This is a genomic window from Salipiger sp. PrR007 (genome assembly GCF_010499845.1).
GTDB classification, from domain to species: Bacteria; Pseudomonadota; Alphaproteobacteria; order Rhodobacterales; family Rhodobacteraceae; genus Salipiger; species Salipiger pacificus_A.
This window is the reverse complement of sequence record NZ_JAAGOZ010000043.1, coordinates 1-21715: the sequence shown is the minus strand read 5'-3', so window position 1 is coordinate 21715 and position 21715 is coordinate 1. Positions and strand designations below refer to the sequence as shown.

Annotated in this window: 21 protein-coding genes and 1 pseudogene; 7 read left to right on the top strand and 15 right to left on the bottom strand. The window is 62.3% G+C overall.

Annotated features, from left to right (window positions below; all coding sequences use genetic code 11):
• Window positions 1-473 (bottom strand): flippase-like domain-containing protein (locus G0Q01_RS18390; RefSeq protein ID WP_203595082.1); only part of this gene is annotated, 473 nt, incomplete at its 3' end.
• A 422-nt stretch (window positions 474-895) separates the two neighbouring features.
• Between G0Q01_RS18390 and G0Q01_RS18385 the strand changes: the two genes are divergently transcribed.
• On the top strand, window positions 896-1663 hold the full coding sequence (locus G0Q01_RS18385; RefSeq protein ID WP_235940253.1) for a sodium:calcium antiporter: 768 nt from the start codon (window positions 896-898) through the stop codon (window positions 1661-1663).
• 189 nt (window positions 1664-1852) lie between these two features.
• Window positions 1853-2254 (top strand): VOC family protein, encoded by a 402-nt coding sequence (locus G0Q01_RS18380; RefSeq protein ID WP_164213708.1) that lies wholly within the window; start codon window positions 1853-1855, stop codon window positions 2252-2254.
• Window positions 2255-2856: 602 nt separating this feature from the next.
• On the opposite strand, the gene G0Q01_RS18375 is transcribed toward G0Q01_RS18380, so the two are convergent.
• The 4 genes from G0Q01_RS18375 to G0Q01_RS18360 all read right to left on the bottom strand — a co-directional run bounded on the left by G0Q01_RS18375 (window position 2857) and on the right by G0Q01_RS18360 (window position 6754).
• A protein-coding gene (locus G0Q01_RS18375) for an IS3 family transposase (protein WP_164213707.1) occupies window positions 2857-3965 on the bottom strand; the annotation gives its coding sequence in 2 pieces (ribosomal slippage) (window positions 2857-3716 and window positions 3716-3965; 1110 coding nt in all).
• A gap of 168 nt (window positions 3966-4133) precedes the next feature.
• Entirely contained in the window at window positions 4134-4514 is a 381-nt protein-coding gene (locus G0Q01_RS18370) for a response regulator (protein ID WP_164197507.1), read from the bottom strand.
• Window positions 4462-5508, bottom strand: coding sequence for a sensor histidine kinase (locus G0Q01_RS18365; RefSeq protein ID WP_164213706.1), 1047 nt, complete (start codon window positions 5506-5508; stop codon window positions 4462-4464). Before G0Q01_RS18365 ends, G0Q01_RS18370 begins: the two co-directional genes overlap by 53 nt.
• Window positions 5509-5996: 488 nt before the next feature.
• A protein-coding gene (locus G0Q01_RS18360; RefSeq protein ID WP_157374241.1) for an IS5 family transposase occupies window positions 5997-6754 on the bottom strand; the annotation gives its coding sequence in 2 pieces (ribosomal slippage) (window positions 5997-6433 and window positions 6433-6754; 759 coding nt in all).
• 330 nt (window positions 6755-7084) lie between these two features.
• Between G0Q01_RS18360 and G0Q01_RS18355 the strand changes: the two genes are divergently transcribed.
• Together G0Q01_RS18355 and G0Q01_RS18350 are read left to right on the top strand one after the other, a co-directional pair.
• Window positions 7085-7354 (top strand): hypothetical protein, encoded by a 270-nt coding sequence (locus G0Q01_RS18355; protein WP_164193223.1) that lies wholly within the window; start codon window positions 7085-7087, stop codon window positions 7352-7354.
• The gene (locus G0Q01_RS18350) at window positions 7351-8712 is read left to right on the top strand and encodes an APC family permease (protein ID WP_370526768.1); all 1362 of its coding nucleotides are present in this window, start codon (window positions 7351-7353) and stop codon (window positions 8710-8712) included. Before G0Q01_RS18355 ends, G0Q01_RS18350 begins: the two co-directional genes overlap by 4 nt.
• Before the next feature lie 30 nt (window positions 8713-8742).
• On the opposite strand, the gene G0Q01_RS18345 is transcribed toward G0Q01_RS18350, so the two are convergent.
• From G0Q01_RS18345 to G0Q01_RS18315, 7 genes and pseudogenes are all read right to left on the bottom strand, one after another.
• Window positions 8743-10056: a cytochrome c gene (locus G0Q01_RS18345; RefSeq protein ID WP_164213705.1), complete on the bottom strand. Its 1314-nt coding sequence runs from the start codon at window positions 10054-10056 to the stop codon at window positions 8743-8745.
• 7 nt (window positions 10057-10063) lie between these two features.
• Window positions 10064-11833 (bottom strand): GMC family oxidoreductase, encoded by a 1770-nt coding sequence (locus G0Q01_RS18340; RefSeq protein WP_164213704.1) that lies wholly within the window; start codon window positions 11831-11833, stop codon window positions 10064-10066.
• Between the two features lie 3 nt (window positions 11834-11836).
• Window positions 11837-12463 carry a gluconate 2-dehydrogenase subunit 3 family protein gene (locus tag G0Q01_RS18335; protein ID WP_235940251.1) on the bottom strand — a complete coding sequence of 209 codons (627 nt, stop codon included), beginning with the start codon at window positions 12461-12463 and terminating at the stop codon, window positions 11837-11839.
• A 269-nt stretch (window positions 12464-12732) separates the two neighbouring features.
• Window positions 12733-14922, bottom strand: a complete 2190-nt coding sequence (locus G0Q01_RS18330; protein ID WP_164213702.1) for a xanthine dehydrogenase family protein molybdopterin-binding subunit — start codon at window positions 14920-14922, stop codon at window positions 12733-12735.
• The gene (locus G0Q01_RS18325) at window positions 14919-15890 is read right to left on the bottom strand and encodes a xanthine dehydrogenase family protein subunit M (protein ID WP_164213701.1); all 972 of its coding nucleotides are present in this window, start codon (window positions 15888-15890) and stop codon (window positions 14919-14921) included. The genes G0Q01_RS18330 and G0Q01_RS18325 overlap by 4 nt, the downstream gene beginning before the upstream one ends.
• Window positions 15887-16387: a 2Fe-2S iron-sulfur cluster-binding protein gene (locus G0Q01_RS18320; protein ID WP_164213700.1), complete on the bottom strand. Its 501-nt coding sequence runs from the start codon at window positions 16385-16387 to the stop codon at window positions 15887-15889. Before G0Q01_RS18320 ends, G0Q01_RS18325 begins: the two co-directional genes overlap by 4 nt.
• Before the next feature lie 311 nt (window positions 16388-16698).
• Window positions 16699-17100: pseudogene (locus tag G0Q01_RS18315) on the bottom strand (DUF892 family protein); the annotation flags it as partial.
• A gap of 395 nt (window positions 17101-17495) precedes the next feature.
• On the opposite strand from G0Q01_RS18315, the gene G0Q01_RS18310 reads away from it, so the two are divergent.
• A complete protein-coding gene (locus G0Q01_RS18310; protein ID WP_164213699.1) occupies window positions 17496-17798 on the top strand; it encodes a LysE family translocator in 303 nt (100 codons plus the stop codon).
• 185 nt (window positions 17799-17983) lie between these two features.
• Here G0Q01_RS18310 and G0Q01_RS18305 read toward each other — a convergent pair whose 3' ends face one another.
• Window positions 17984-18166 carry a DUF3008 family protein gene (locus tag G0Q01_RS18305; protein ID WP_164213698.1) on the bottom strand — a complete coding sequence of 61 codons (183 nt, stop codon included), beginning with the start codon at window positions 18164-18166 and terminating at the stop codon, window positions 17984-17986.
• A gap of 207 nt (window positions 18167-18373) precedes the next feature.
• Window positions 18374-18781 carry a CBS domain-containing protein gene (locus G0Q01_RS18300; protein WP_235940249.1) on the bottom strand — a complete coding sequence of 136 codons (408 nt, stop codon included), beginning with the start codon at window positions 18779-18781 and terminating at the stop codon, window positions 18374-18376.
• A 617-nt stretch (window positions 18782-19398) separates the two neighbouring features.
• On the opposite strand from G0Q01_RS18300, the gene G0Q01_RS18295 reads away from it, so the two are divergent.
• Together G0Q01_RS18295 and G0Q01_RS18290 are read left to right on the top strand one after the other, a co-directional pair.
• Window positions 19399-19893 (top strand): ferritin-like domain-containing protein, encoded by a 495-nt coding sequence (locus G0Q01_RS18295; RefSeq protein WP_255455656.1) that lies wholly within the window; start codon window positions 19399-19401, stop codon window positions 19891-19893.
• Between the two features lie 154 nt (window positions 19894-20047).
• Entirely contained in the window at window positions 20048-21466 is a 1419-nt protein-coding gene (locus G0Q01_RS18290) for a dihydrolipoyl dehydrogenase (RefSeq protein ID WP_164213697.1), read from the top strand.
• A gap of 9 nt (window positions 21467-21475) precedes the next feature.
• Here the strand turns inward: G0Q01_RS18290 and G0Q01_RS26625 are convergent.
• Window positions 21476-21715, bottom strand: a 240-nt coding sequence (locus G0Q01_RS26625) for a cytochrome o ubiquinol/quinol oxidase subunit IV (RefSeq protein WP_370526767.1), incomplete at its 5' end; no start/stop codon positions are given.

The window sequence follows — 21715 nt, the reverse complement described above, 5'->3', positions numbered from 1 at the left end:
AGAAACTGAAACAACGGCGCGGCGGTGAAGATCAACAACATGGCGAGGACGGTGCGGATCGTAGTTGCGGCGGCCGAAGCGCCGACGGCGACGCCGTGGCGGCGCAGATACCAGACTTGGGCAAAGCCGCCGCCGGTCGCGAGCGGTGTGACATTGGAAACCAGGATATTGATGAAAACCAATGGGAAGATTTCATGGACCCTGATCCTCGCCCCAATCGTACGTAGGACGAAGTAGAGACGAAGGCCGTCGGCTAGTAAGTAGACGATTAGAAATCCGAGGATTGCCGCGACGGTCTGTGGCTGAACCAGCCTGTTGTCAAAACTCGGGATCGTCCCTCCAAAGATCGCCGACACCGCGGTGAAGCCGACGGCTGTCAATCCAACGAATAGTACCGCGGACAGGACCCAGGCGCTCGGCCGTCCCAAGAACCGCCCCTCTTCCTCGGAGCGCGTTTTCTCGTCCTGTTGCACTGAAGCTTCCTTGTATCGATCTCGTGCAGATATTCCGGCACCTTGTCGATGGCAACGCCGCGCTCTTACAATTGCTTGGGTCGGCTCCCTATTTCCTGACACATGCGAGGCGCTCGTGACGCTTTTCATGTTGCGAGGGAGGGGGACGCTGAGCGTGCTGACGGTATACGGAGCCTGGGTGGCAAGGATGTCTTTGTCGAAGGCTGAACTCACGGGAGCGCTACGCGTTTCTGCTAAGGATTTTGTGGCTACCCAGACACCCGCGCGGCGCAACACCGGCTTCATCGACCCGCGCATGTCGTGGGATGCGCGGGCACGCGGCCCTGGCAACATGCGCACTCCAATTGGCTCCCACAGAGACTGCACCAACTTCGTGGGGCGGAAACTCGACCGTCCCAGCCGGCGCTGCTTAAGGAATACAAATGACACATGACTTGCTCCTGGTGGCCGCTGGCCTCGTACTTCTATTTGTTGGCGGCGAAGGGCTGATCCGCGGCTCAGTGGCGCTTGCCGAGAAATTCGGAATTTCGAAGCTCCTCATCGGACTTGTCATTGTCGGTTTCGGGACCTCAACGCCGGAGTTGCTGGTGTCGGTCAATGCCGCGCTCGACGGGGCCCCGGAGATTGCGCTTGGCAACGTCGTCGGCTCGAACATCGCCAATATTCTCCTAATCGTGGGCGTCGCGGCGTTGATCCTTCCCATTTCCGGATGGCAACGCACGGCGGTCAGGGAAGCCCTGGTTGCGACTTTGGTCGCGCTCGTGGTGGTTGGGCTGACGCAAGGCGAGGTTATCAACCGGGTGGAAGGCTTGGCCATGCTGGTGGTGCTCGCCGGTTACCTGGCGTCCAGCGTGTGGCTCGAACGGCGCGACCGCGAGGCCAAGACCTTTGAGCACGAGGCTGAGGAGTTCGAAGACATTCCTCTGTCGCGCCCCTGGCTTCCTCCTGTTCTGGCACTGGGTGGGATCGGCGCCCTCGTCTATGGAGCGGACCTTCTCGTTGAAGGCTCAGTCAACATCGCGCGCTCCTATGGCGTGCCCGACGCAGTGATCGGCCTATCCCTGGTTGCGGTCGGGACCTCCTTGCCGGAGTTGGCGACTGCCATTGTTGCCGCAGTCCGCAAGCACACCGATGTCGTCCGCAACCGCCGTAGTGGGGAATTTTACTTCGGCGCTTTTGGGGAAAATTAAGACGGCGTTGACAGCTGGATCCGGGGCGCGGCAGGACCAAGACGGGATATCTCTGGGCGGTCGCCCGTGACGACCGGTCATGGGGCGGGGATGATCCGCCGGGCCGTCAAGCTGAACCCGCTGGGCCAGGACGCCGCTTATAATTCTTCTACCAGGGTGTGATACTTCGCCCGCCGGATGAGGTTCAAGATGTTCAGCCACGTAATGATTGGTGCAAATGATGTTGAGGCCATGGTGGCCTTCTATGATGTAGTCCTTGGCACCCTCGGATTGGTGCGCATCCCCGTTCAGCCGGCCGATAGTCCAGCGGGTTTCATCTGGCAGCGGTGCGGGCAACGATGGCCCCAGTTTGCTCTAAGACGTCCGTTCGACGGTCGTACGGCAACTGCGGGTAACGGCGTACAAGTAAGTTTTGCAGCGGCATCGCGACAGCAAGTCGTCGCGGCTTGGCAAACTGCGATTGACAACGGAGGGTCAGATGCAGGCGAACCTGATGTCCGCCCGCAATACAACGATGACTTTTTTGCTGCGTATTGTCGCGATCCCGAGGGCAACAAGCTGTGCTTCGTTCATGCTCATGACCTGCCATAGGTTCTTGCGTGTAGAGGCCTTCTTATTAAGCCGATACCTCAACAAGCTGGGGTGCGGACGTGCGACGGGCATACCGCTTACGCTAAATTTGCTGCTGCTCATGGCCTCTGCATCAAAATTAGCGAAGAAGCCGTTCACGATGCACGGGGCTATTCAGTTTCACGCAGTCGGGATATTACTGATTAGGAAGGGTACGGAGACATCGGCTCGCGCGACATTCCGCTACTTTTAGAGTTACGCAGGAACATCCTGCGCTTGTCCGAGTTCTCCAATTGAGCGCGGTCTGTTGACTGCCAGTAGCTTCGCGGAACCTGCTTGCCACACCAACTTCCCCGGGGGGCAAGCGGCGCAGTCCGCGCTCACCAAATGCGTAGCAGAACACCCCCTGCTAGGCCGATCAGCAAAAGCGATTTTGCTCTATGAGAGGTGGATTTCTGGAAGAATGACACCTACGCTCTCCACGAGCGCGGCCCGCAGAAGCTCCCAGTACCCTCGCAAATCTTGCCTTTTTCCTCGCCCGCTCCCTGTGGTGGAGAAAAATGTAAGTGCGGGCCGCGCTTACTTAATACCCTCTGACCTGCTCCCCATAGAGTCCGCGGTTATTAGTTCGCTCTGTTCAGGGTTTGGTCCTCTACTGACCGTTGGTGATACTCCCACGGGGTGAGCCCGTCGAGGCTCGTGTGGGGGCGGTGATGATTGTAGTCGTCGCGCCACGCCTCGATCAGGCCGCGGGCATGGCGCAGGTTGGCGAATAGGTGCTCGTTGAGGCATTCGTCACGCAGCCGTCCATTGAAGCTCTCGACAAAGCCGTTCTGCATCGGTTTTCCCGGGGCGATGTAGTGCCATTCGACCTGGCGCTCCTCCTGCCATTTGAGGATGGCGTTCGAGGTCAGCTCCGTTCCGTTGTCGCTGACCACCATGCACGGATAGCCGCGCACCCGAGCGATGCTGTCGAGCTCACGGCCAACGCGTTGCCCCGACAGCGAGGTGTCCACGACCGTTGCCAGGCATTCCCGGCTATAGTCGTCGATGACGCAGAGCACACGGAAACGGCGCCCATCCGACAGGCTGTCTGAGACGAAGTCCAGGGACCATCGCTGGTTCGGCCCTTGCGGGATCGCCATCGGCGCCCTCGTTCCGATCGCGCGCTTGCGACCGCCACGCTTGCGCACTGTCAGGCCCTCTTCCCGGTAGATCCGGTAGAGTTTCTTCCAGTTCACCTTCCAGCCTTCGCGACCAAGAAGCAGGTGCAGCCTTCGATAGCCGAAGCGCCGCCGTTCGCTGGACAACTCGTTCAACCTCTCTCGCAGCTCGGTGTCCGCAGGTCTGGTTGATCGCCGCCTATAGACGCGCGGATCGATCCCGGCCAGGGCGCAGGCCCGCCGCTGGTTGTAGCTCTTCTCTGTCATGGCCCAGTCCACGGCTCGTCGCCTTGTACCGGGCTTCAGAAGTTTTTTCCCAGCATTTCCTTGAGCGTGGCCACATCCAGCATCTGCTCCGCGAGCATCTTCTTGAGCTTCGCGTTCTCAGCCTCCAAGGCCTTCAGCCGTTTGGCCTCCGACACCTCCATGCCGCCATACTTCGAGCGCCACTTGTAGAACGTGCCGTCACTGATGCCATGCTTCCGGCACAGCTCCTTGGCACCTATCCCGGCCTGGTGCTCCTTCAAAATGCCAATGATCTGCTCTTCGCTGAAACGGCTTTTCCGCATTGTCTGTCTCCTCGTTTGGAGAACAGGCTAACTTCAAAACGCGGACTTTTCAGGGGAGCAGGTCACCTCGTTTTCTGCCTGCCATTAGTAGGGAACAGTACAACGAATTGAAATAGGTCGCTCTCGACCACGGATATGTATGTCAATATCCGCGGTGCGTTAAATTTATTATGTGAGAGTCTCATCCAAAATCCTATTGAGGGCTGCTCTAAGTAGGCCGGGATGAACAGGCTTCTCAAGGATAGTATGCGCGTCGAAGGTTTCTGCGTGATATCGTACTTCAGCGGATATAATAATGCACGCCACCCCCATCTGTTTCAGACGTTGAACGACAAAAATGCCCGTCCGGCCGTCAGCGAGGTTGAGATCGACCAGAGCGACGTCTGGGCGCAGGGTACCGGCTGCTTCGATTGCCGACACGGAACGGCCGTGTCTGCCCAGCGAAACATGACCGAACTCCTCAATCTGCAGCTCCAGATCCATGGCGATGAAGGGATTATCCTCGATGACGAGGATGCGCAGGCTGCGGTCTCGGCGGATGGAAATCATTCAGGTTTTCATACAGGTCGGTTGGCCTGCCGCTTGCTGTTAGGGTTAGTTTTCGAGATCCCCGCTCGAGTTTGGGCGGATCGTCAAAGATGTCGTGCAGAGACATCTCCAGGAACTTGGTGCCAAAGCCGATTTTCGTAGGGCTCGGCACGGGGGTGTCAAAATTCTCCTCCCAGATGAAGGCGATACTGCCATCGACATCAGGATCGGAAAGGGAGAGGGTGATCTTCCCGCCCACCGCCGAGAGCGCGCCATATTTTGCTGCATTGGTCGCGAGCTCATGGAGACAAAGCGCGAGAAGCTTTGCCTTGTCGCGGACAAGCATCCTGTCTCCCCCAATGATCGTGCAGCGATCGGCGGCGGCATCTTGGACATAGGGCTTTAGAATGGCGTCAGCCAGCTCACGGAAGGTGGTGTATCCGCTATGGGAGGTGGAACTTAGCACGCGATGGGCCGCGACCAAGGCCTCGAAACGCGCGAGGAACTCATCAAAGGCCGTCTCGGGCGGTGCGAAGTGTTTGGTCATGCGCGCCATCGCCCGTACAGTCGTGAAGATATTCTTGATCCTATGATCAGCGTCGCGCAGAGCGAGTTCCAAGCGCGCTTTGCTCTGCTCACGCTCCGTAACATCGAAGCCGGAGGCCAAAAGCTCGACGATCTTCCCATCGGCGTCCCGAATTGGGGCAATCTGAAAATCGATATGCAAGCGCCCATCATCCACGATGCGCGCCGCGTAGTCGAACCTGCTGGTGGCGCCCGCCGAGGCGGCCTGAATGGCCAATCGCAGACGCTCTTGCAGCGCTGCGTCATAGGCAAACCAATATCCCTCCCAGAAAGGAGAGCCATGGACGTCCTCGAGTGAGAGCCCGGCGGCGCTCAACGCATTGTCACTGACGTCTTTGACTGTTCCGTCGGGCTCGAGCAACGCCGCGAAGGCGATGGTTTGGTTGAGAAGTTGGTGAACCCTCAGGTCAAATCCCTCTTTTGGCACCATGACCCTCTCCCTATCTCGGTGGTAGCTTAGAATGCGTCGCATCTCAGGTGTTTATCAACCAGAAGGTGCCATGTGAGCTCGACATATACTGCCCACCAGGCATGGCGTCATCCAAACATGCCGAGCTGCCGGGGCGCTCTCGAGGCTCCTAGCGCAGCGATCGCGATTTTCCGACCTCAAAGTGGTGAAGGCATGAGCGATGGCGAGCTCCAAAGGAGTAGGCTGTGCGTCTGTCGGCAAAGGTTGGCTATGACGCCATTGACGCGAATCTTGAACGGTGCGCAACTCTGGCCGTATTGCTCCCTTTCATTCTCCGGACGCCGTCAGCATGCGCAATGTCCGCTTTAAGATTGGCACTACGGTAGTCATCCGCTCACCCCTGGATAGCTCTGCCGAGCTTGGTCAGATCGTTGCCGGCCCCCTGGATATCTCGGGAGACATCTTCTTCAAGGTCCGCACCATGGACTAGGGTCAGGACTCGTTCTCTCTCAAAGCCAGAAGATTACGGTCGCAGCGAGTGCGATTGCTGAGAAGAAGGTTTGCGGGCAGCGGTCATAACGGGTCGCAACCCTCCTCCAGTCCTTGAGCCTGCCGAACATGATCTCGATCCGGTTGCGACGTTTGTATCTGCGCTTGTCATACCGGACGGGCGTCTTCCGTTTCTTCCGGCCCGGGATGCAAGGACGTATCTTCTTGTCCTGTAAGGCTTCTCTGAACCAATCGGCATCATAGCCACGATCTCCGAGCAGCCACTTCACGTTGGGCAACCCGCTGACCAGGGCACGCGCCCCGATGTAGTCGCTGACGGGTCCGGCAGTCAGGAACAGGTCGATGGGTCGGCCTTGGCTATCGCAGATCGCGTGCAGCTTCGTATTCATGCCGCCTTTGGTTCGGCCAATCAAACGCCCACGCCCCCCTTTTTGACGCCCAGGCTGGACGCCGTACGATGGGCCTTCAGATGAGTTGCGTCGATCATCACGGTCGTCTCCTCACCGTGCTCGGCCGCCAACCCCGCCATGATCCGGGCGAAGACACCCCTGTCGCTCCAACGCTTCCAGCGATTGTAGAGCGTCTTGTGCGGGCCGTATTCCCTCGGCGCATCTCGCCACCGCAAGCCATTGCGATTGATGAAGATAATCCCGCTCAGGACACGCCGGTCATCAACCCTGGGCTTGCCGTGCGACTTGGGGAAGTAAGGCTCCAGACGCGCCATCTGCGCATCGCTCAACCAGAAAAGATCAGACATGTTCACCGCTCGTTTTCGAAGGGTGAATCACGCGCACCCAACCAAATCAATGGGTCCTGACCCTAGGGGCGCGTCCCGTCAGATAACCGTGGTCACTGGCACGCCTGGCGGTATTGGCCCCGATTGCCAAGGATGCGTTTCCCGAGAATGGGGTAAATTCCGTCTCGGTCACTGTGCGGGATTCCGAACGCAAACCGATCTTTCATGCCCAGCCTTGCCCTTGTCGAAGACTGGATAGACTGAGCGGAAAGACGCCGCATGGAGGCAGGGCGCGCGCCGGGGGGAACTGCTTCGGTCACAGGCCGTTTCTCCTGCGGGAGGATTGGGGTCATGACGCAGGGAAACAGCCGTAAATTGCGAACGCGGGATGGGAATTGGATTTCCCCGCAAGAGCTGCAAGAGGTCCTTGCCGAAGAAGGATACTCCGGGACCGGAAGAGCGAACTTCCTGAACTCGGTCCTGACCGAGTTGGCGGCGGAGAGCGCGGACCATGGCGAACCCGAAGGCAGGGCTGCCGCATTGCTCGCAGAAGTCCGGAGGATACTCGAACATGAGCAGGACAAGCATGGGCGGCGCCCGATCGCGGAGGACTTGCCGTGACCGATGCCCTCGAAAATGGCACCTTGCAAGCTCCAGGTGACGAAAAAGGCAAGCTCAAGCGCGCGATCGGGCCCGGTCTGCTGCTCTTGTTCATTGTAGGCGATGTCCTTGGCACCGGCATCTACGCTCTGACCGGGAAAGTCGCCGAAGAGGTGGGTGGCATCGTCTGGCTACCATTCCTGGTAGCCTTCGTCGTCGCGACGCTGACGGCCTGCAGTTACCTGGAACTCGTCACAAAATATCCCAAGGCCGCCGGGGCAGCGCTTTACACGGAAAAGGCTTTCGGAATCCAATTTGTCACGTTCCTCGTTGCCTTCGCCGTCATGTCCTCTGGCTTGACATCCTCGTCTACCGCCGCCCGTGCCTTTGCTGAGAACCTCTCGACCGGGTTCGGTCTGGACCTTGGAGCTTGGGCGGTAACCCTGATCGGCCTCGTTTTTGTCGGCGCGATTTCCCTTATAAACATGCGTGGTGTGGGAGAAAGCGTCATGGTGAACGCGGTCTTCACGTGTATCGAATTGACCGGGCTGATCATGATCGTGGTTATCGGCATGATGGTTTTCTCCAACGGCGAGGCCGACATCGGCAAGGCCTTCGAATTCGGAGACAACGAGAACGGCGTTTTCTGGCCGGTCATCGCCGGCACGACGCTGGCCTTCTTCGCCATGGTCGGTTTTGAGGATTCCGTGAACATGGCTGAAGAAACCAAGGCGCCGAGCCGCACCTTCCCAAAGATGCTCTTTGGTGGCCTGGCCATTGCGGCGGTTCTTTACCTTGTGGTGTCGATTGTCGCAATCTCAATCGTTCCGATTGACGATCTGGCCGAGGGCGACACGCCGCTGCTGAAGGTCGTGGAAGCGGGCGCCCCCGGGTTCCCACCATGGGTTTTCGGCCTTATCACCATGATTGCAGTGGGGAATTCCGCGCTGATCAATCTGCTCATGGCCAGTCGCCTCGTCTACGGTATGAGTGAGGAGGGTGTGCTCCCTGCCGTCCTTGGAAAGGTGAATCGGGCCCGACAGACGCCGGTGACGGCGATCATTTTCACGACGCTTCTGGCGGCTGGGCTGATCACCTTCGTCGGCGCCGTGCCGGAACTGGGCGGCACGACAGCTCTCCTGCTGTTGGGTGTCTTCACCGTCGTCAACGTGGCTGTGCTGGTGCTGAAGCGTGACAAGGTCGATCACGACCACTTCCGCACACCGGTCTGGGTGGCCGTGGCTGGCGCGGCGACCTGTGCCTTCCTGGTCGGCCCATGGACGGGCCGTGACCCGGCTCAATACCTCATCGCTGCCGTGCTAATCGGGATCGGTGTGGTGCTTTGGGTGGTGACGCGCCTGTGGATGCGCCAGGCATGAATTGCTGCGCATCCATCGGGCCTCCGGAGGTCACTCGACCTTCGCTTCCGCCTCCCCGCGCAGGTCTGCAACGTCATCGGCACTGACGGCCGCGGCGTCGTTGGACCAGGCCTGTCGGACGAAACTGGCCAGTTCCGCCACCTCTTCGTCCGTCAACCGGCCTGCAAATCCGGGCATCCTCAGGGAGTAGGGCCGCTTGGGTGTCGAGGGCAGTTCCGATCCCCCCAGGATCATGGAGATCAACCCCGTTGGGCTTTCCGCCGTCACAAGTGAATTGCCATCGAGTTCGGGAAAGACCTCGTCGGCACCGCGCCCGTCGGCGAAATGGCAGGCGTTGCAGTTGTCGATGTAAAGCCGGGCCCCCAGAGGCATGTCCGGGTCGGCCGAGGCAATCAGGGCCTCGGTCCCGGTGTTGTCGCCGGAGCGTTCAGGTGTCGCGCCGCCATCGTTCAGCCCCACGAGGAAGGCCGACATGGCGGCAAGGTCATCTTCGCTCATGAATTGGGTCGAGTCCCGAATGACCAGTTGCATCTCGCCATTGACCGCCGCATGGGCGTTGCGTCCGGTCGAGAAGATGGCGACCAGGTCCTCTTGGCTCCAACCGGCAATGGCGCTGCCAGCGCCGCGCAAGGCAGGGGCCGTCCAGCCTGCGATCTTGCCTCCCGAGAGGAAGGCCTCGTCCGACGCCTCGACTGCCGCCTCGGCCATGATGGCGTTGCGCGGCGTATGGCAGGCGCTGCAATGGCCCGGCCCTTCGACGATGTATTCCCCGCGCGCCAGAACCGGATTCTCGGCATCCGCGCGGAAGCCCGGTTCGTCAAGCGCCAGCCATTTCCAGCCCCTGAGCGTCCAGCGCTGATCGAAGGGGAAGGGAAGGTCCGCTTCCCGCGTGTCGTTGCGGATCGGCTCCACCTCCTCGGTGAAATAGTGGAAGAGCGCGCGCACGTCCTCTTCGGTGAGCTTGCGATAGTTCTCGTAGGGCATCGCGGGATAGAGGTGCGTGCCGTCCGGGCGCACGCCGTCATAGAGCGCGGCGCGGAAGTCATCGAGGCTGTAGCCGCCGATCCCCGTTGCGTCGTCGGGTGTGATGTTCGACGAATAGATGGTGCCGAGCAGACTTTCGATAGCCCGCCCGCCGGCGAACATCTCGCCGCCGGGCGCCGTGTGGCAGGCCGCGCAATCGGCGAGGCGCATGGCGTATTCGCCTTGGCCGTCTTCGGGTTGCCAGCCAGCCGCCACCTCTTGCTGGGGGGGCGTGCGCTGCACCGGGACCGCGATAAATGCCAGCAGGGCAACGCCCCCCAGCACGACCAGTCCGAGCACGATGTTGAGAAGGGTTTTCATTTCCTCCTCAGACCAGCGGGCCGGGGTTCGGCAGGTAATCCTTGCGGATCGCCCGGGCCGCCCAGTAGGCCAGCGCCCCGACGGCGCCGGTCGGGTTGTATTGGATGTTCTGCGGAAAGGCGCCCGCGCCCAGCACGAAGACATTGTGCTGCCCCCAGGCCTGGAGATAGCGGTTCACGGCAGAGGTGTTCGGGTCGGTTCCCATGATCGACCCGCCGACGTTGTGGGTGGTCTGGTAGGGCCGGATGTCATAGCGTGCGCCTTCGCCCTTGAAGCTGGACTGCCAGCTGTCGGGGTTCATCGTTTGTGCGATTTCGTCGATTTTTTGCTTCATGAACTGCGTCATGCGGATGTCGTTCGGCTTCCAGTCGAAGGTCATCCGCATCAGCGGTCGTCCGTGACGGTCGGTATAAGTCGGGTCGAGGTCGAGATGGCAGTCCCGATACGACAGGCAGGACCCGTGCGAGCCGATGCTCATCGAATGACCATACCACTCGCCGATCCCCTGCTTCCACCCGGCGCCCCATTCGGGCGTGCCCTTGGGCAGCGAGATGCCGCGGATCGGCTGGCCATTTGAATTGCCAGCGACGATGTAGCTTCCGCCGATGAAACCGTCGGCGCCGAAGTCGATCTGGTTGATGGCGAAGTCGTCGATGGCCATGCCCACGGACCCGGCCCCGGCGAAGGGGTTGAAGTCGACATCGCGGAAGAACATCGTCGTGCCGCCGTTCATCTGGTAGGAATAGTTCTTGCCCGTCACGCCCTCGCCGCTCTGCGGATCGTAGGGCTCGCCGATGCCCGACAGCAGCATCAGGTGGACATTGTGCAGCTGGTAGGCCGCCAGAATCACCAGATCGGCGGGCTGCGTGACCTCTTCCTGCGCCTCTTCGTCCCAGTAGGTGACTCCGGTGGCGGTCTGACCGTCCGGTGCCAGATCGACGCGCAGCACCTCGGAATTCACCCGGTAACTGAAGTTCGGATAGCGCTTCAGCGCGTCAAGGATGCAGGTCTGCGGCGAGGACTTGGAATAGTTGATGCAGCCATACCGTTCGCAAAAACCGCAGAAGTTGCAGGGACCGAGCTGCATTCCGTATTCGTTTGTCCAAGCCTCTGACGCGTTGGCGGCAGGACGCGGGAAGGGATGGTAGCCCATGGACCGTGCGGCCTCGGCGAACATTCTGGCATCGACGGTCTGTTTCAGCGGGGGCAGGGGGTAATCGCGCGAGCGGGGGGCCTCGAACGGGTTGCCGCCCTCTATGATCTCGCCGTTGATATTGCCGGCCTGCCCGGAAATCCCGGCCATGTATTCAAAGCGGTCATAGTAGGGTTCCAGCTCTTCCGCCGTGACACCCCAGTCCTGGATCGTCATGTCTTCGGGGATGGCATCGGCGCCGAATTCCTCTTCGACATAGGACCGCAGGCGATATTCGTTCTCCATCGGGCGCCATGTCTGGCCGTTCCAGTGGATGCCCGCGCCCCCCACTCCATCACCGGGTAGAAACGACCCCAGCCGCCGCATCGGTTGGGCCACCTCGTCGCCGGTGCGGCGGACCGTGATGGTCGAGTTCTTCGGCTTCTGCATAAAACCGAAGCGGATGCCGTATTCCAGTTCGTCTATGACCTCGGGATACTTGAAATCCGGCACCGTCGATCGGTCTGGGCCGCGTTCCAGCGCAAGGATTTCCAGTCCCTCGCTGGCCAGCTCGATCCCCATGATCGCGCCAGTCCAGCCCAGGCCTACGATGACGACGTCTTTCTTCGGATCTGTCCGCGCCATGTCTCAGGCCCTCTCGCCAGCGATATCGACAGGACCCAGGGGATATGCCTCGTCCCGGCCGGCCCATTCGTGAAAATTCGCTCGCGCGCCGGGGAACCCGATATAAACCCAAGCCTGCATCCCGGCGTTGCCGCCGTGTCGGGGATCGGCGAAGTAGCCTTCCTTGGTGTTCTGCAGAAGCAGCGTCCAGAATTCGCGCAGCTCGGGCTTCAACCCGACCGCGTCATCGGCCAGTGCCTGAAGCGCGGCGTCCTGCGCGTCGGGGTCCAGATCACCAAAGGCGGCCCCCTGTTCCGAGCGACACCAGGCGTCGAAGGCGGCGATGCCCTGGCGGTAGATCTCGGCCGGGGTCAGCGGCGATTGCGTGCCAAGGTTCATGTCGGCTCCGGGTGCAAAGGGGCCTTCCATGTAAAGATCGCTGGCCGCCCCGAAATCACCCGCAAGCTGGCGGTCGATGAAGACGGGCACGCGGGCCTCGATCGCGCCGGGGCCGTCGCCGTCAGAGGGGATAATCCGCGCCACGGCGGCCATGACAAAGGCCCCTTCGGCCGCGGTCAGGTAGACTGGTTCGTATTGGTCCAGCGGCGGCTGGTTCCGCTGCGCCAGCGCCGGTTCGCTGAGGGCGCTCAACGCGGCCGCCGCGGACCCGCCCAGGAAGGCACGGCGAGAGGTTTGAAGGAATTTCGGTGTCATTTCGGCTTGCTCCGGTCTGGCGTGCTGCGTCTGTCGGTCTCACAGTCTCGACAGCGGCGGTGCACGATCGCCGTGGCAGGGCCGGATGGCGGGGCAGAGGCGCACGAAATGTCTGATGGGTCGAATTCTCCTCATGTCGACAACAGGCTGGCTTGCCCTTCTGTTCCTTGGGGCGCCGAAAAGCTGCCGGAACCCGCCCTTGCAGATCATGTCAGGCCGGACAGGATCCGGTCAGGCGTCGCGGGAAGGTCGCGGATTCTGACGCCGCAGGCGTGGTGGATCGCGTTCAGGATCGCTGACCCCGAACCGCAGATGCCCAGTTCGCCGATGCCCTTGGCCGCCAGCGGTCCGGCCCATGGGTCGAGATCCTCCAGCAGGTGGACATCCAGATGCGGCACATCGGCATTAACGGGCACGTGATACTCGGCCAGGTCGCGGTTGACGATGTGACCGTCGCGCCGGTCGTGCACCATTCCCTCGGTGAGCGCCAGGCCGAGGCCCCAAGTCATGCCACCCTGCGCCTGCGAGCGGGCGGTGCGCTGGTTCAGCACGCGACCCACGGCAAAGGTGCCCTGCAGCCGGCGCACGCGCACTTCGCCAGTGACATCGTTTACGGCAACTTCCGAAAACACCGCTCCCCAAGTTGCCTGGCGCACCTTCTCCAGCGCCTCGCCGGGTTCCAGTTTGCCCCGACCGGACAGCGGCTCGCCGGCGAGCACTTCGGGCAGGGAACGGCGGTCGTTTCCACAGGCGGCATGGCGGTCGGAAAGCGTCAGTTCCTGAGCGTCGCAGCCCATGCGCCCAGCGATCTCGCGGCGGATTTCTTCACAGGCAAGCCAGACGGCCGTGCCGGTCGAGGCCGCCCCGAAAGACCCGCCCGAGCCGGAGCCCGCCGGCAGATCAGTGTCGCCGAGGCAAACGTCAACATCGTCCACCGCCAGCCCCAGTCCCTCCGCGGCAATCTGGCCGAGGATCGAGTAGGTGCCCGTTCCGATGTCGGTCATGTCCGTTTCCACCACGGCGCGCCCATCAGGGGTCAACCGGACGCGGGCCTCGGCCGGCATCACCATGTTGACGCGGACCGCCGCGGCCATGCCCGTGCCGATCCACCACTCGCCCTCGCGCCGTTGGCGCGGCTCTGCAGGTCGGTCGTCCCAGCCGAAACTGTCGCGGCCTTTGGTCAGGCAATCCGCCAGGCGGTGCGACGAGAAGGGCCGGTCGCTGTCCGGTTCGGTCTCGGGCAGGTTGCGCAGGCGGAGTTCGACCGGGTCGATCCCGCACTTTCCCGCAAGCTCGTCCATGGCGACTTCGAAAACGGTGACACCTACGGCCTCGCCCGGCGCGCGGACCGATCCGGCGGCAGGGCGGTTCAGACGGACGAGATCGTTGCGCAGCAGCCGGTTCGGCGCGGCATAGGCGAAGTAGCTGCCCTGCAGCACCGGTTCCGAAAATTCCTCGCCCGGCAGGTTGGAGACGCGGGATTCGTGGCCAAGTCCGGTGAGCCTGCCGTCGTGCCCTGCAGCGAGGCGGATGCGCTGTCGCGTCTCGGAGCGCCTTGTGTTGATTTCAAAGACCTGCCGGCGGTGCTGAACAACCCGCACCGGCTGGCCCAGCTCGCGCGCCGCAAGCGCAGCGGCGACGCAATCTGCCGAAATCCCGAGCTTGGAACCGAAGCCGCCGCCGACGAATGGCGCGCGCAAGCGGACCTTTTCCGGCTCGATGCCGAGGCTGTCGGCCAGTTCGGCGCGGTTATAACGCAGCATCTGCAGCGAGCCGTGCAGGGTGAGACGGTCCCCGTGCCACTCTGCCACAGCGGCGTGCGGCTCCATCGGGGCCGAGGTGAGGGCGGGGGTGGTGTAGGTCTCATCGACTAAAACCTCGGCATCGGAAAAGGCGGTCCCGGGCTCTCCGGTGATCGCCTCTTCCTGCATGTCGTCATCCACTTCACCTTTCTCCGGCAAAACGGGGAGGCTGGCCCCTTCGCAGGAGATCTGGAGCCGGTTGGCGGCGTGCCAGGCGGTCTCGAAGCTTTCGGCCACGACGAGCACGACGGGCTGGCCGACGTACTCGGCCTTGCTCACGCCCTGGACCGGGGCCTCGCCCGCGGTTCCCTGAGCCGCATTGCGGATCATGCGTTCGTCCTGCAACACCAGCCGGACGCCCGGTATTGCCCCAACCTCTTCGGCATTCGATAGTCGCACGGCGCCAAGCCCGGGCGCGCCTTTCAGGACGCCATGCAGAAGCCCTGCCGGCACGTGCTCGGCGGCATAACGGGCAGCCCCGGTCACCTTGTCGCGCCCGTCCCGCCGCTCCATATCGGCACCGAGGGGGCCGCCCGGCGAAGGCTTCGTCAACCCGTCATTCTCCGGGCCGTCGATCTGATACTCGAGCGTCATTGTGTCACCTCCGTCAGCACCGCCTTGAGCACCCGTTGTGCGAGCGGTTTCTTGAATTCCAGACCCTCGCGCAGTTCGGCGTCCCTCATCAGCAGTTCGCCCGCTTTGTCGAAGAGTGCTTCGGACGGGGTCTCTCCCGTCAGAAGCGCCTCGACCTCGGGGTCGCGCCAGGGCTGGGTGCCAAGGCCGCCGAACGCGAGGGAGGCGTTGGCGATCTTGCCGTTTTCCATCCGCAGCACGACGGCGGTGGAGACCAGTGCAAAGGCGTAGGAGGCGCGGTCGCGCACCTTGCGATAGATTTGGCGGTCACCGGCAGGTGCGGGCAGATGGACGGCGGTGACAAGCTCGCCAGGGGCGAGTGTGGTCTCGATATGCGGCGTGTCTCCGGGCAGGCGGTAGAACTCGGCCAGCCCGGTCGTGCGGGTGCCGCCGCCCGCGTCGCGGATGATCACCTCTGCATCCAGCGCCCGCATCGCCACGGCCATGTCGCTGGGATGCAGTGCGATGCATTGATCGGAAGTGCCGAGCACGGCGTGGTTGCGTAGCTCGCCGCCGATCGCCGCGCAGCCCGAACCTGGCACACGTTTGTTGCATGGCGCGTCGATGTCCTGGAAATATGGGCAACGGTTGCGCTGCAGCAGGTTGCCGGCGGTGGTCGCGCGATTGCGAAGCTGCGGCGAAGCACCAGCCAGCAGGGCCCGGGACAGGACCGGCCAGTTGCGGCGGATGCGCGCATCGTCGGCGAGATCGGAATTGCGCACGGTGGCCCCGATTCTTATGCCGCCGCTTACCTCGTCGATATGATCGAGACCAAGACGATTGATGTCGACCAGTTGATCGGGGGTCATGACCTCCAGCTTCATCAGGTCGAGAAGATTGGTGCCGCCGCCGATGAAGGCGGCCTCCTCGCCGGCGAGTTTCAGGGCGTCATCGGACGTGTCGGGACGGTGATAGTCGAACGGTCTCATTCGGCCGCGGCCTCCTCAATGGCCGCCACGATGCCGGAGTAGCACGCGCAACGACAAAGGTTGCCGCTCATGCGCTCAGTGATCTCGTCGCGGGTCAGCCGGGTCGTGCCTTCAAGGTCTTCGGTCACGTGGCTGGCGCGCCCCGCCCGCGCTTCCTCCAGCATGGCGGTGGCCGAGCAGAGCTGGCCGGGGGTGCAGTAGCCGCATTGCATACCATCGTGGTCGAGAAAGGCCTGTTGCATGGCCGAAAGGGTCTTGCCTCCGGCCAACCCTTCGACGGTTACGATCTCGGCGTCGTCGTGCATGACGGCGAGGGTGAGACAGGCGTTGATGCGCCGCCCGTCCGCGATAACGGTGCAGGCGCCGCATTGGCCATGGTCACACCCTTTTTTCGCGCCGGTCAATCCGATGTGATCGCGCAGGGCGTCGAGCAGGGTCACCCGCGGGTCCAGATCGAGCTGGTGGCGGGTGCCGTTCACGGTGAGTGTGGTTTGCATCGGTATTCCTTGCTGTCGGAGCCACCAGCGCGAGGGCGCGGGGCAGGGATGGCGCGAAGGGCCGCCGCGTGGAGAGGCCGCGAGTCCGGTGAGACACAGCGCTTTGATGTGTCGTGATTGTGATGGAAAAACAGGTGCGAGAGCGGTTTGTTCCCCTGATGCCTCAGATTGCACGCTCCGGAGACGTGCGATGACGCAGATCGGGCAATCGCACGAACCGGGTGGCCCTCTGCCGAAAGGTGGCGAACGATGCGACTGCCAGGAAATTTGGTGCCGCCGAAAATCGTCTATTGGGCCATTTCTGCCCCCGCTCACGCGGCCTTGCGGTTGACGAGCTCTTGGGCGATCTGGGTTAGGCGGGCGTCAACGCGGCGCTCTTCCTCGACAGCGTTTTCGAGGGTTTGCCTGTCTTCAAGGTCCAGTTGACGAGCCCATCCGGCCAACGATCCATGGACCGCCATACCATAATGCAGCACCCTTTGGAGGGAGGCGATGAGTGCCGCGTCGCGCACGGCCGGACTGGCGATGGCCTCGGCCCAGTCCCGCGCTTCGCGCAAGATCGCCTGCATGGATCCATCGGTGTGGTTTTCATCTTTGGCATCGTGCACTTCGAGCAGCCCGCAAAGGTGTTCGCCGCGCTTCTGCATCCTGGGGATTTCCTCAGACAGGTAATTGCGCAGATTCGGGTGCTCGGCCTTTTCGGCGAGGCGGGGAAGCGCGTTGGTGAACTAGGCCCCGAAAGAGCAGGCTTCCTGCAGTTCCGTTCGGTAATGGGCTTTCAGGTCGTCGGGTTGCATTCGGGGCACCTCCATTCGGTATTCGGGGCGGGCCGCGGTTTGCACCGCGCCGCCCGTCCTCATCTGGGAACAGTGCAACGGTTCAGATGTTCCTGAAGGGTGGCATTCCCGTTATTGCGTGTTACGCCTCCTCGTGACCTTGCCCGCAAAGGAACAACGCCCCTCATGATGCTCCATCACATTCTGGTTTTCCTGCCGGCAGCGCTTGCGCTGGGTGCCTCGCCGGGCGCGAACAATCTGTTGGCCTTCACCTCGGCAGCCAACTCAGGCTGGCGGCGCGCGGCCATCGGTGTTCTTGGACGATCGCGGCCTTGACGGTTCTTGTCGTCCTCGTTCCACTCGGGCTGGACGCGATCCTGCGGACGTCGGAGTTCGCCTTCGTGACCCTGAAGTGGCTCGGTGTCCTCTATATTCTGTTTCTCGCCTGGCAGTTCTGGCGGGCCGATTTTTCCACCGAGATCGTGATCCGCACCACCTCGCGCCTCATGCGCCGCGAGTTCTGGACCCTGATGGGCAATCCCAAGGCCTACCTGCTGCTGACATCATTTCTTCCGCAGTTCGTGGATCACACCGTGGCGGTGACACCCCAGGTCCTCACGCTCGGCGCGCTCTAACTCGTTGCCGAGGGGCTTGCGGCGCTGTTTTGGGTCAGTGCCGGGACCGTGTTCGGAACTCATGCCCTGACGCCACTCAAACGACGCATCCTGAACCGCGCATCTGCAAGGCTCGTGGTTGCCGCTGCCATCTTGCTCGCGAGGTCCGGAAGATCAACAGCAGTCTGAGCGTGACCTGAGCCAGGTCATCCCTTGTGCTCGGGCTTTCCTTTCCGCTCGCTTCCCGCGAAGTCTTCATGCTGATTTTCCGACATGGAGTCGTACATCTCGCGGGCTGCACCCGTCAGGTCGCTTTTCTTCATTTCACCCCGTTTCGCGGCAAGGGCGGCCCCCGCGGCCTTTTGCTGAGCTTTCGATTTTGCAGGCATGGTGGTTCATCCTCCTCTGTGTTTTTGGGGGGCGCGAGAATGTTTCCCGCCCGCGAATTGTCGCCGGTTCGGCGCGATCAGCTCTGTTTTAGCGGGTCATGATCCGCCCGCGGATGGTTCTCCAGTGTCCCGGTTCGCCGGGGACGAGGAGAGAGGCAACGCCGCCTCCGCGCACAGGAATGCACGTGGAGGCAGCGGCGTCGCCGATCAATTCGATATCTGCTCGAGAGCGACGCCGGCGGCGGATGGATCTCCGTCGGTGGAGAGGTCGCCGAGCGACACGATGCCCACCAATCGCTTGTCGCGATCAACCACCGGCATGCGGCGAACCTGTCTCTCACCCATGTTGCGCGCGACCTCGGCGACTTCCTGATCGTCGAATACGTAGAGCACGTCGCGCGACATGACCTCGCCGACCGCTGCGTCGGTCGATTTCCCCTGTGCGATCCCGTTGATGACGATGTCGCGGTCGGTAATGGTCCCGACCAGACGTTCGTCCTGCCCAACGGGCACGAAGCCGGTTTCGATACGCTGCATGATCTCGGCAGCGTCCTTCAGCGTTTGCTCCGGAGTCAGCGTAACCGTGTGCGGTGTCATCACTTCGTTGACCTGCATGGTGTCCTCCTTCGGTTGCAGTTGCGGAATATCGGCCCGCATCGCATCAAAGAACAGGCAGGCGGCGCAAATGTTTCTGAGCCGGTTTCAGCAAGTCTCGCTGCATCGGGCGATGATCCGGAATCGGCGACAACCATGACGCCACCCGGTGGGCAGTTAGGGTTCTCGCTGATCACGCCTCACGCGCCCGTGGCCTTTGTCAAGGAGACGGCGAGCCGGTTCGGGAACTGAGGCTGGGCCTCGGATCAATAAGTGCCGGGCGGGTCGCTGGCGGGAAAGGATTCATCCGCCGTCTCGTCGACCAAATCCCATCGGCGGGGCGGGTTGCGCATCTGGGAGGGACCCGCGTCACGCACCTCGCACGGCGGCGACGGCCGGCTGTGTTTCCAGACACGGTAGGCGAGCAGACCGACCGCGGCGCCGAGTAGAAATCTGACCATGTCGTTTCCTTTCCGATGCCGGCCTGGGCGGCGGCCCTGCGGTTGTGGATGGAGATGGTAGGAGAACGGCCGACCGTAGCGGATGTTCCGCGCTGCGATGCGCGGAGTCGGGAACATTGCTCTCCGGGCCCTGTTCAAAGGCAATCTTCACTCAACGCAAAGGAACGAACAACGGCACTGTTTTCCAAAGATATCGAAACTCTCGAAGACCTATATCTGCACATGGTGCAAGACATCTACTACGCCGAGAGGCAGATCGAGAAATCACTACCTGACATGATCGAGAAGGCGAGTAATCCCGATCTGAAGAAGGGCTTCGAGGGGCATCTCGAAGAAACCCACGGCCATGTGGAACGGCTGGAAGAGGTATTCCGTCTTATCGGCGAGGAGCCGAAGGGCACCACCTGTCCGGCAATCGACGGGATTATCAAGGAAGCCAACGACGTAGCCGGCGACATCGCCGACCAGAACGTGCTGGACGCCGCTCTGGCTGCCGCCGCGCAGGCGGTGGAACACTACGAGATGACCCGCTTCGGTACCCTCATCGCATGGTCCGAAGAGCTTGGGAGATCGGAGTGTGCCGGGATCTTCAAGAAGACCCTTGAGGAAGAGAAGGCCGCTGACGAGAAGCTCACCAATGTTGCGGAGATGCGCCTGAACCAAGCTGCCTGACGCTGCACCACCGGCGGCCGTGCGACGTCTTCGCGCCGCCGGTGTCCTGGGAGCTTGGGGCGCCCGGGGCACCCCAGCCATTGCACAGCCTTGGCCCAGCCGGGGAACTCCGCCCCGTGCAGGGGGTTGGGCGTGCAAGCGGAAGGAGAAGGGAATGGCCACTTACACCACGGATGTCGCGGTGATCGGCGCGGGAACCGCGGGTCTGGCCGCGGAGCGCCACGCCCGCAAGGAAGGTGCAACCACGCTGTTGATCGACCCGGTCTTTGCGGGAACCACCTGTGCAACGGTTGGCTGCATGCCCTCGAAGCTGTTGATCGCTGCTGCGGACGCCGCCCAAGCGGTGCGACAGGCAATAGATTTCGGCGTCACAGCCGAACCCGTATTAGACGGGCGGGCCGTGCTGGAGCGGGTGCGTCTGCTGCGCGACGATTTCGCCCGAGGGGTGCGGCAGTCCATAGAAGAACTGCCCAAGGGCACCTGCCTGACGGCCCGAGCGCGCTTTGAAGCTCCGGGCGTTCTGGCGCTTGATACTGGCGATCGCGTCGAAGCGCGGGCCGTGGTCATCGCCACGGGGGCCAGTCCGGCAGTGCCCAAGCCGTATGAGGCGGTGAAGGATCACATTCTGACCAACGAGACAATCTTCGAGCTTGAGGATCTGCCAGAGAGCGTTGGAGTCATCGGGGCGGGTCCACTGGGGCTGGAATTGGCGCAGGCAATGCACCGGTTGGGTGTGCGGGTGGAGGTGTTTGACGCGGGCGACCGGCTGGCTGGGCTGCCTGCGGAGGCCAGCGATGCGCTGCACCGGATACTGACCGAGTCATTCCCGATCCATCTGGACTGCAAGCCTGACCCTTCCGCGAGCGATACGGGGGCCGCCCTCACATGGGACGGGGGAAAGACGCGGTTCGAGAAGCTGCTGATTGCCGCCGGCCGCCCGCCGAACCTTTCCGCCCTCGATCTGGAGAAGGCCGGGCTGGAGCTCGACGATCACGGCACACCAGTCTTCGATCCGGGCACCCTGCAATGCGGCGATGCGCCAATCTTCATCGCAGGAGACGCCAACCATGACCGGCCGTTGTTGCATGAGGCGTCCGACGAGGGCACGGTGGCGGGACGCAATGCAGCGGCCTGGCCCGATGTGCGCAGAACGTCCCGCAAAGTGCCGCTGAGCATTGCCTTCACGCGGCCGGAAGCCGCGGTCATCGGCACGATCCCGGACGGCACGGAGTATGTATGCGGCGAGGTGGATTATGGCAATCAGGGCCGCGCCAGGGTGGAAGGCCGGGCGCAAGGCCTGGCCCGCATCTATGCCAGCGCCGAAGACGGGCGGCTGACCGGCGCGGCGCTTTGCGCCCCGAGTGGCGAGCATCTGGCGCACCTGCTGGCCTGGGCGATCCAGTGCGAGATGACGGCCTCTGACATGCTGGATCTGCCGTTCTATCATCCGGTGATCGAGGAGGGGCTGCAGATGGCGCTGCGGGACGTCTGCCGACAGGCCGGACTATCGCGACCGTGGCAGCGGAATGACGAACCACTGCCTGGCTCGGATGGGGGTGCGTCCGAGGACTGAACCCGGGGATCACATCATCCTCGACCATTGGTCGAAAAGGATCCATTTCGTTCCGCCGACCATCAGAAGGATGATGAGCGCCGTGAAGAGGATCAGCATCAGATCGTCGCGGTGCGATCTCCACAGGTCGATGTGCAGGAAGAAGCGGAAATGTGCCGCGATCTGCGCCAGTTGTGGCGCGACATCGCAGTTGAGTGCTGAGCGACATCGCAGGTGGATGACGGTGACGTTTTTTGACGGTGCCGGTTT

Coding starts and splice junctions, on each gene's coding strand:
- G0Q01_RS18305 (WP_164213698.1), bottom strand. CDS start 18,166: ATGCCTGCAAAATCGAAAGCTCAGCAAAAGGCCGCGGGGGCCGCCCTT.
- G0Q01_RS18345 (WP_164213705.1), bottom strand. CDS start 10,056: ATGAAAACCCTTCTCAACATCGTGCTCGGACTGGTCGTGCTGGGGGGC.
- G0Q01_RS18340 (WP_164213704.1), bottom strand. CDS start 11,833: ATGGCGCGGACAGATCCGAAGAAAGACGTCGTCATCGTAGGCCTGGGC.
- G0Q01_RS18290 (WP_164213697.1), top strand. CDS start 20,048: ATGGCCACTTACACCACGGATGTCGCGGTGATCGGCGCGGGAACCGCG.
- G0Q01_RS18320 (WP_164213700.1), bottom strand. CDS start 16,387: ATGCAAACCACACTCACCGTGAACGGCACCCGCCACCAGCTCGATCTG.
- G0Q01_RS18355 (WP_164193223.1), top strand. CDS start 7,085: ATGACGCAGGGAAACAGCCGTAAATTGCGAACGCGGGATGGGAATTGG.
- G0Q01_RS18380 (WP_164213708.1), top strand. CDS start 1,853: ATGTTCAGCCACGTAATGATTGGTGCAAATGATGTTGAGGCCATGGTG.
- G0Q01_RS18330 (WP_164213702.1), bottom strand. CDS start 14,922: ATGACGCTCGAGTATCAGATCGACGGCCCGGAGAATGACGGGTTGACG.
- G0Q01_RS18370 (WP_164197507.1), bottom strand. CDS start 4,514: ATGATTTCCATCCGCCGAGACCGCAGCCTGCGCATCCTCGTCATCGAG.
- G0Q01_RS18300 (WP_235940249.1), bottom strand. CDS start 18,781: ATGCAGGTCAACGAAGTGATGACACCGCACACGGTTACGCTGACTCCG.
- G0Q01_RS18325 (WP_164213701.1), bottom strand. CDS start 15,890: ATGAGACCGTTCGACTATCACCGTCCCGACACGTCCGATGACGCCCTG.
- G0Q01_RS18385 (WP_235940253.1), top strand. CDS start 896: ATGACACATGACTTGCTCCTGGTGGCCGCTGGCCTCGTACTTCTATTT.
- G0Q01_RS18365 (WP_164213706.1), bottom strand. CDS start 5,508: ATGGTGCCAAAAGAGGGATTTGACCTGAGGGTTCACCAACTTCTCAAC.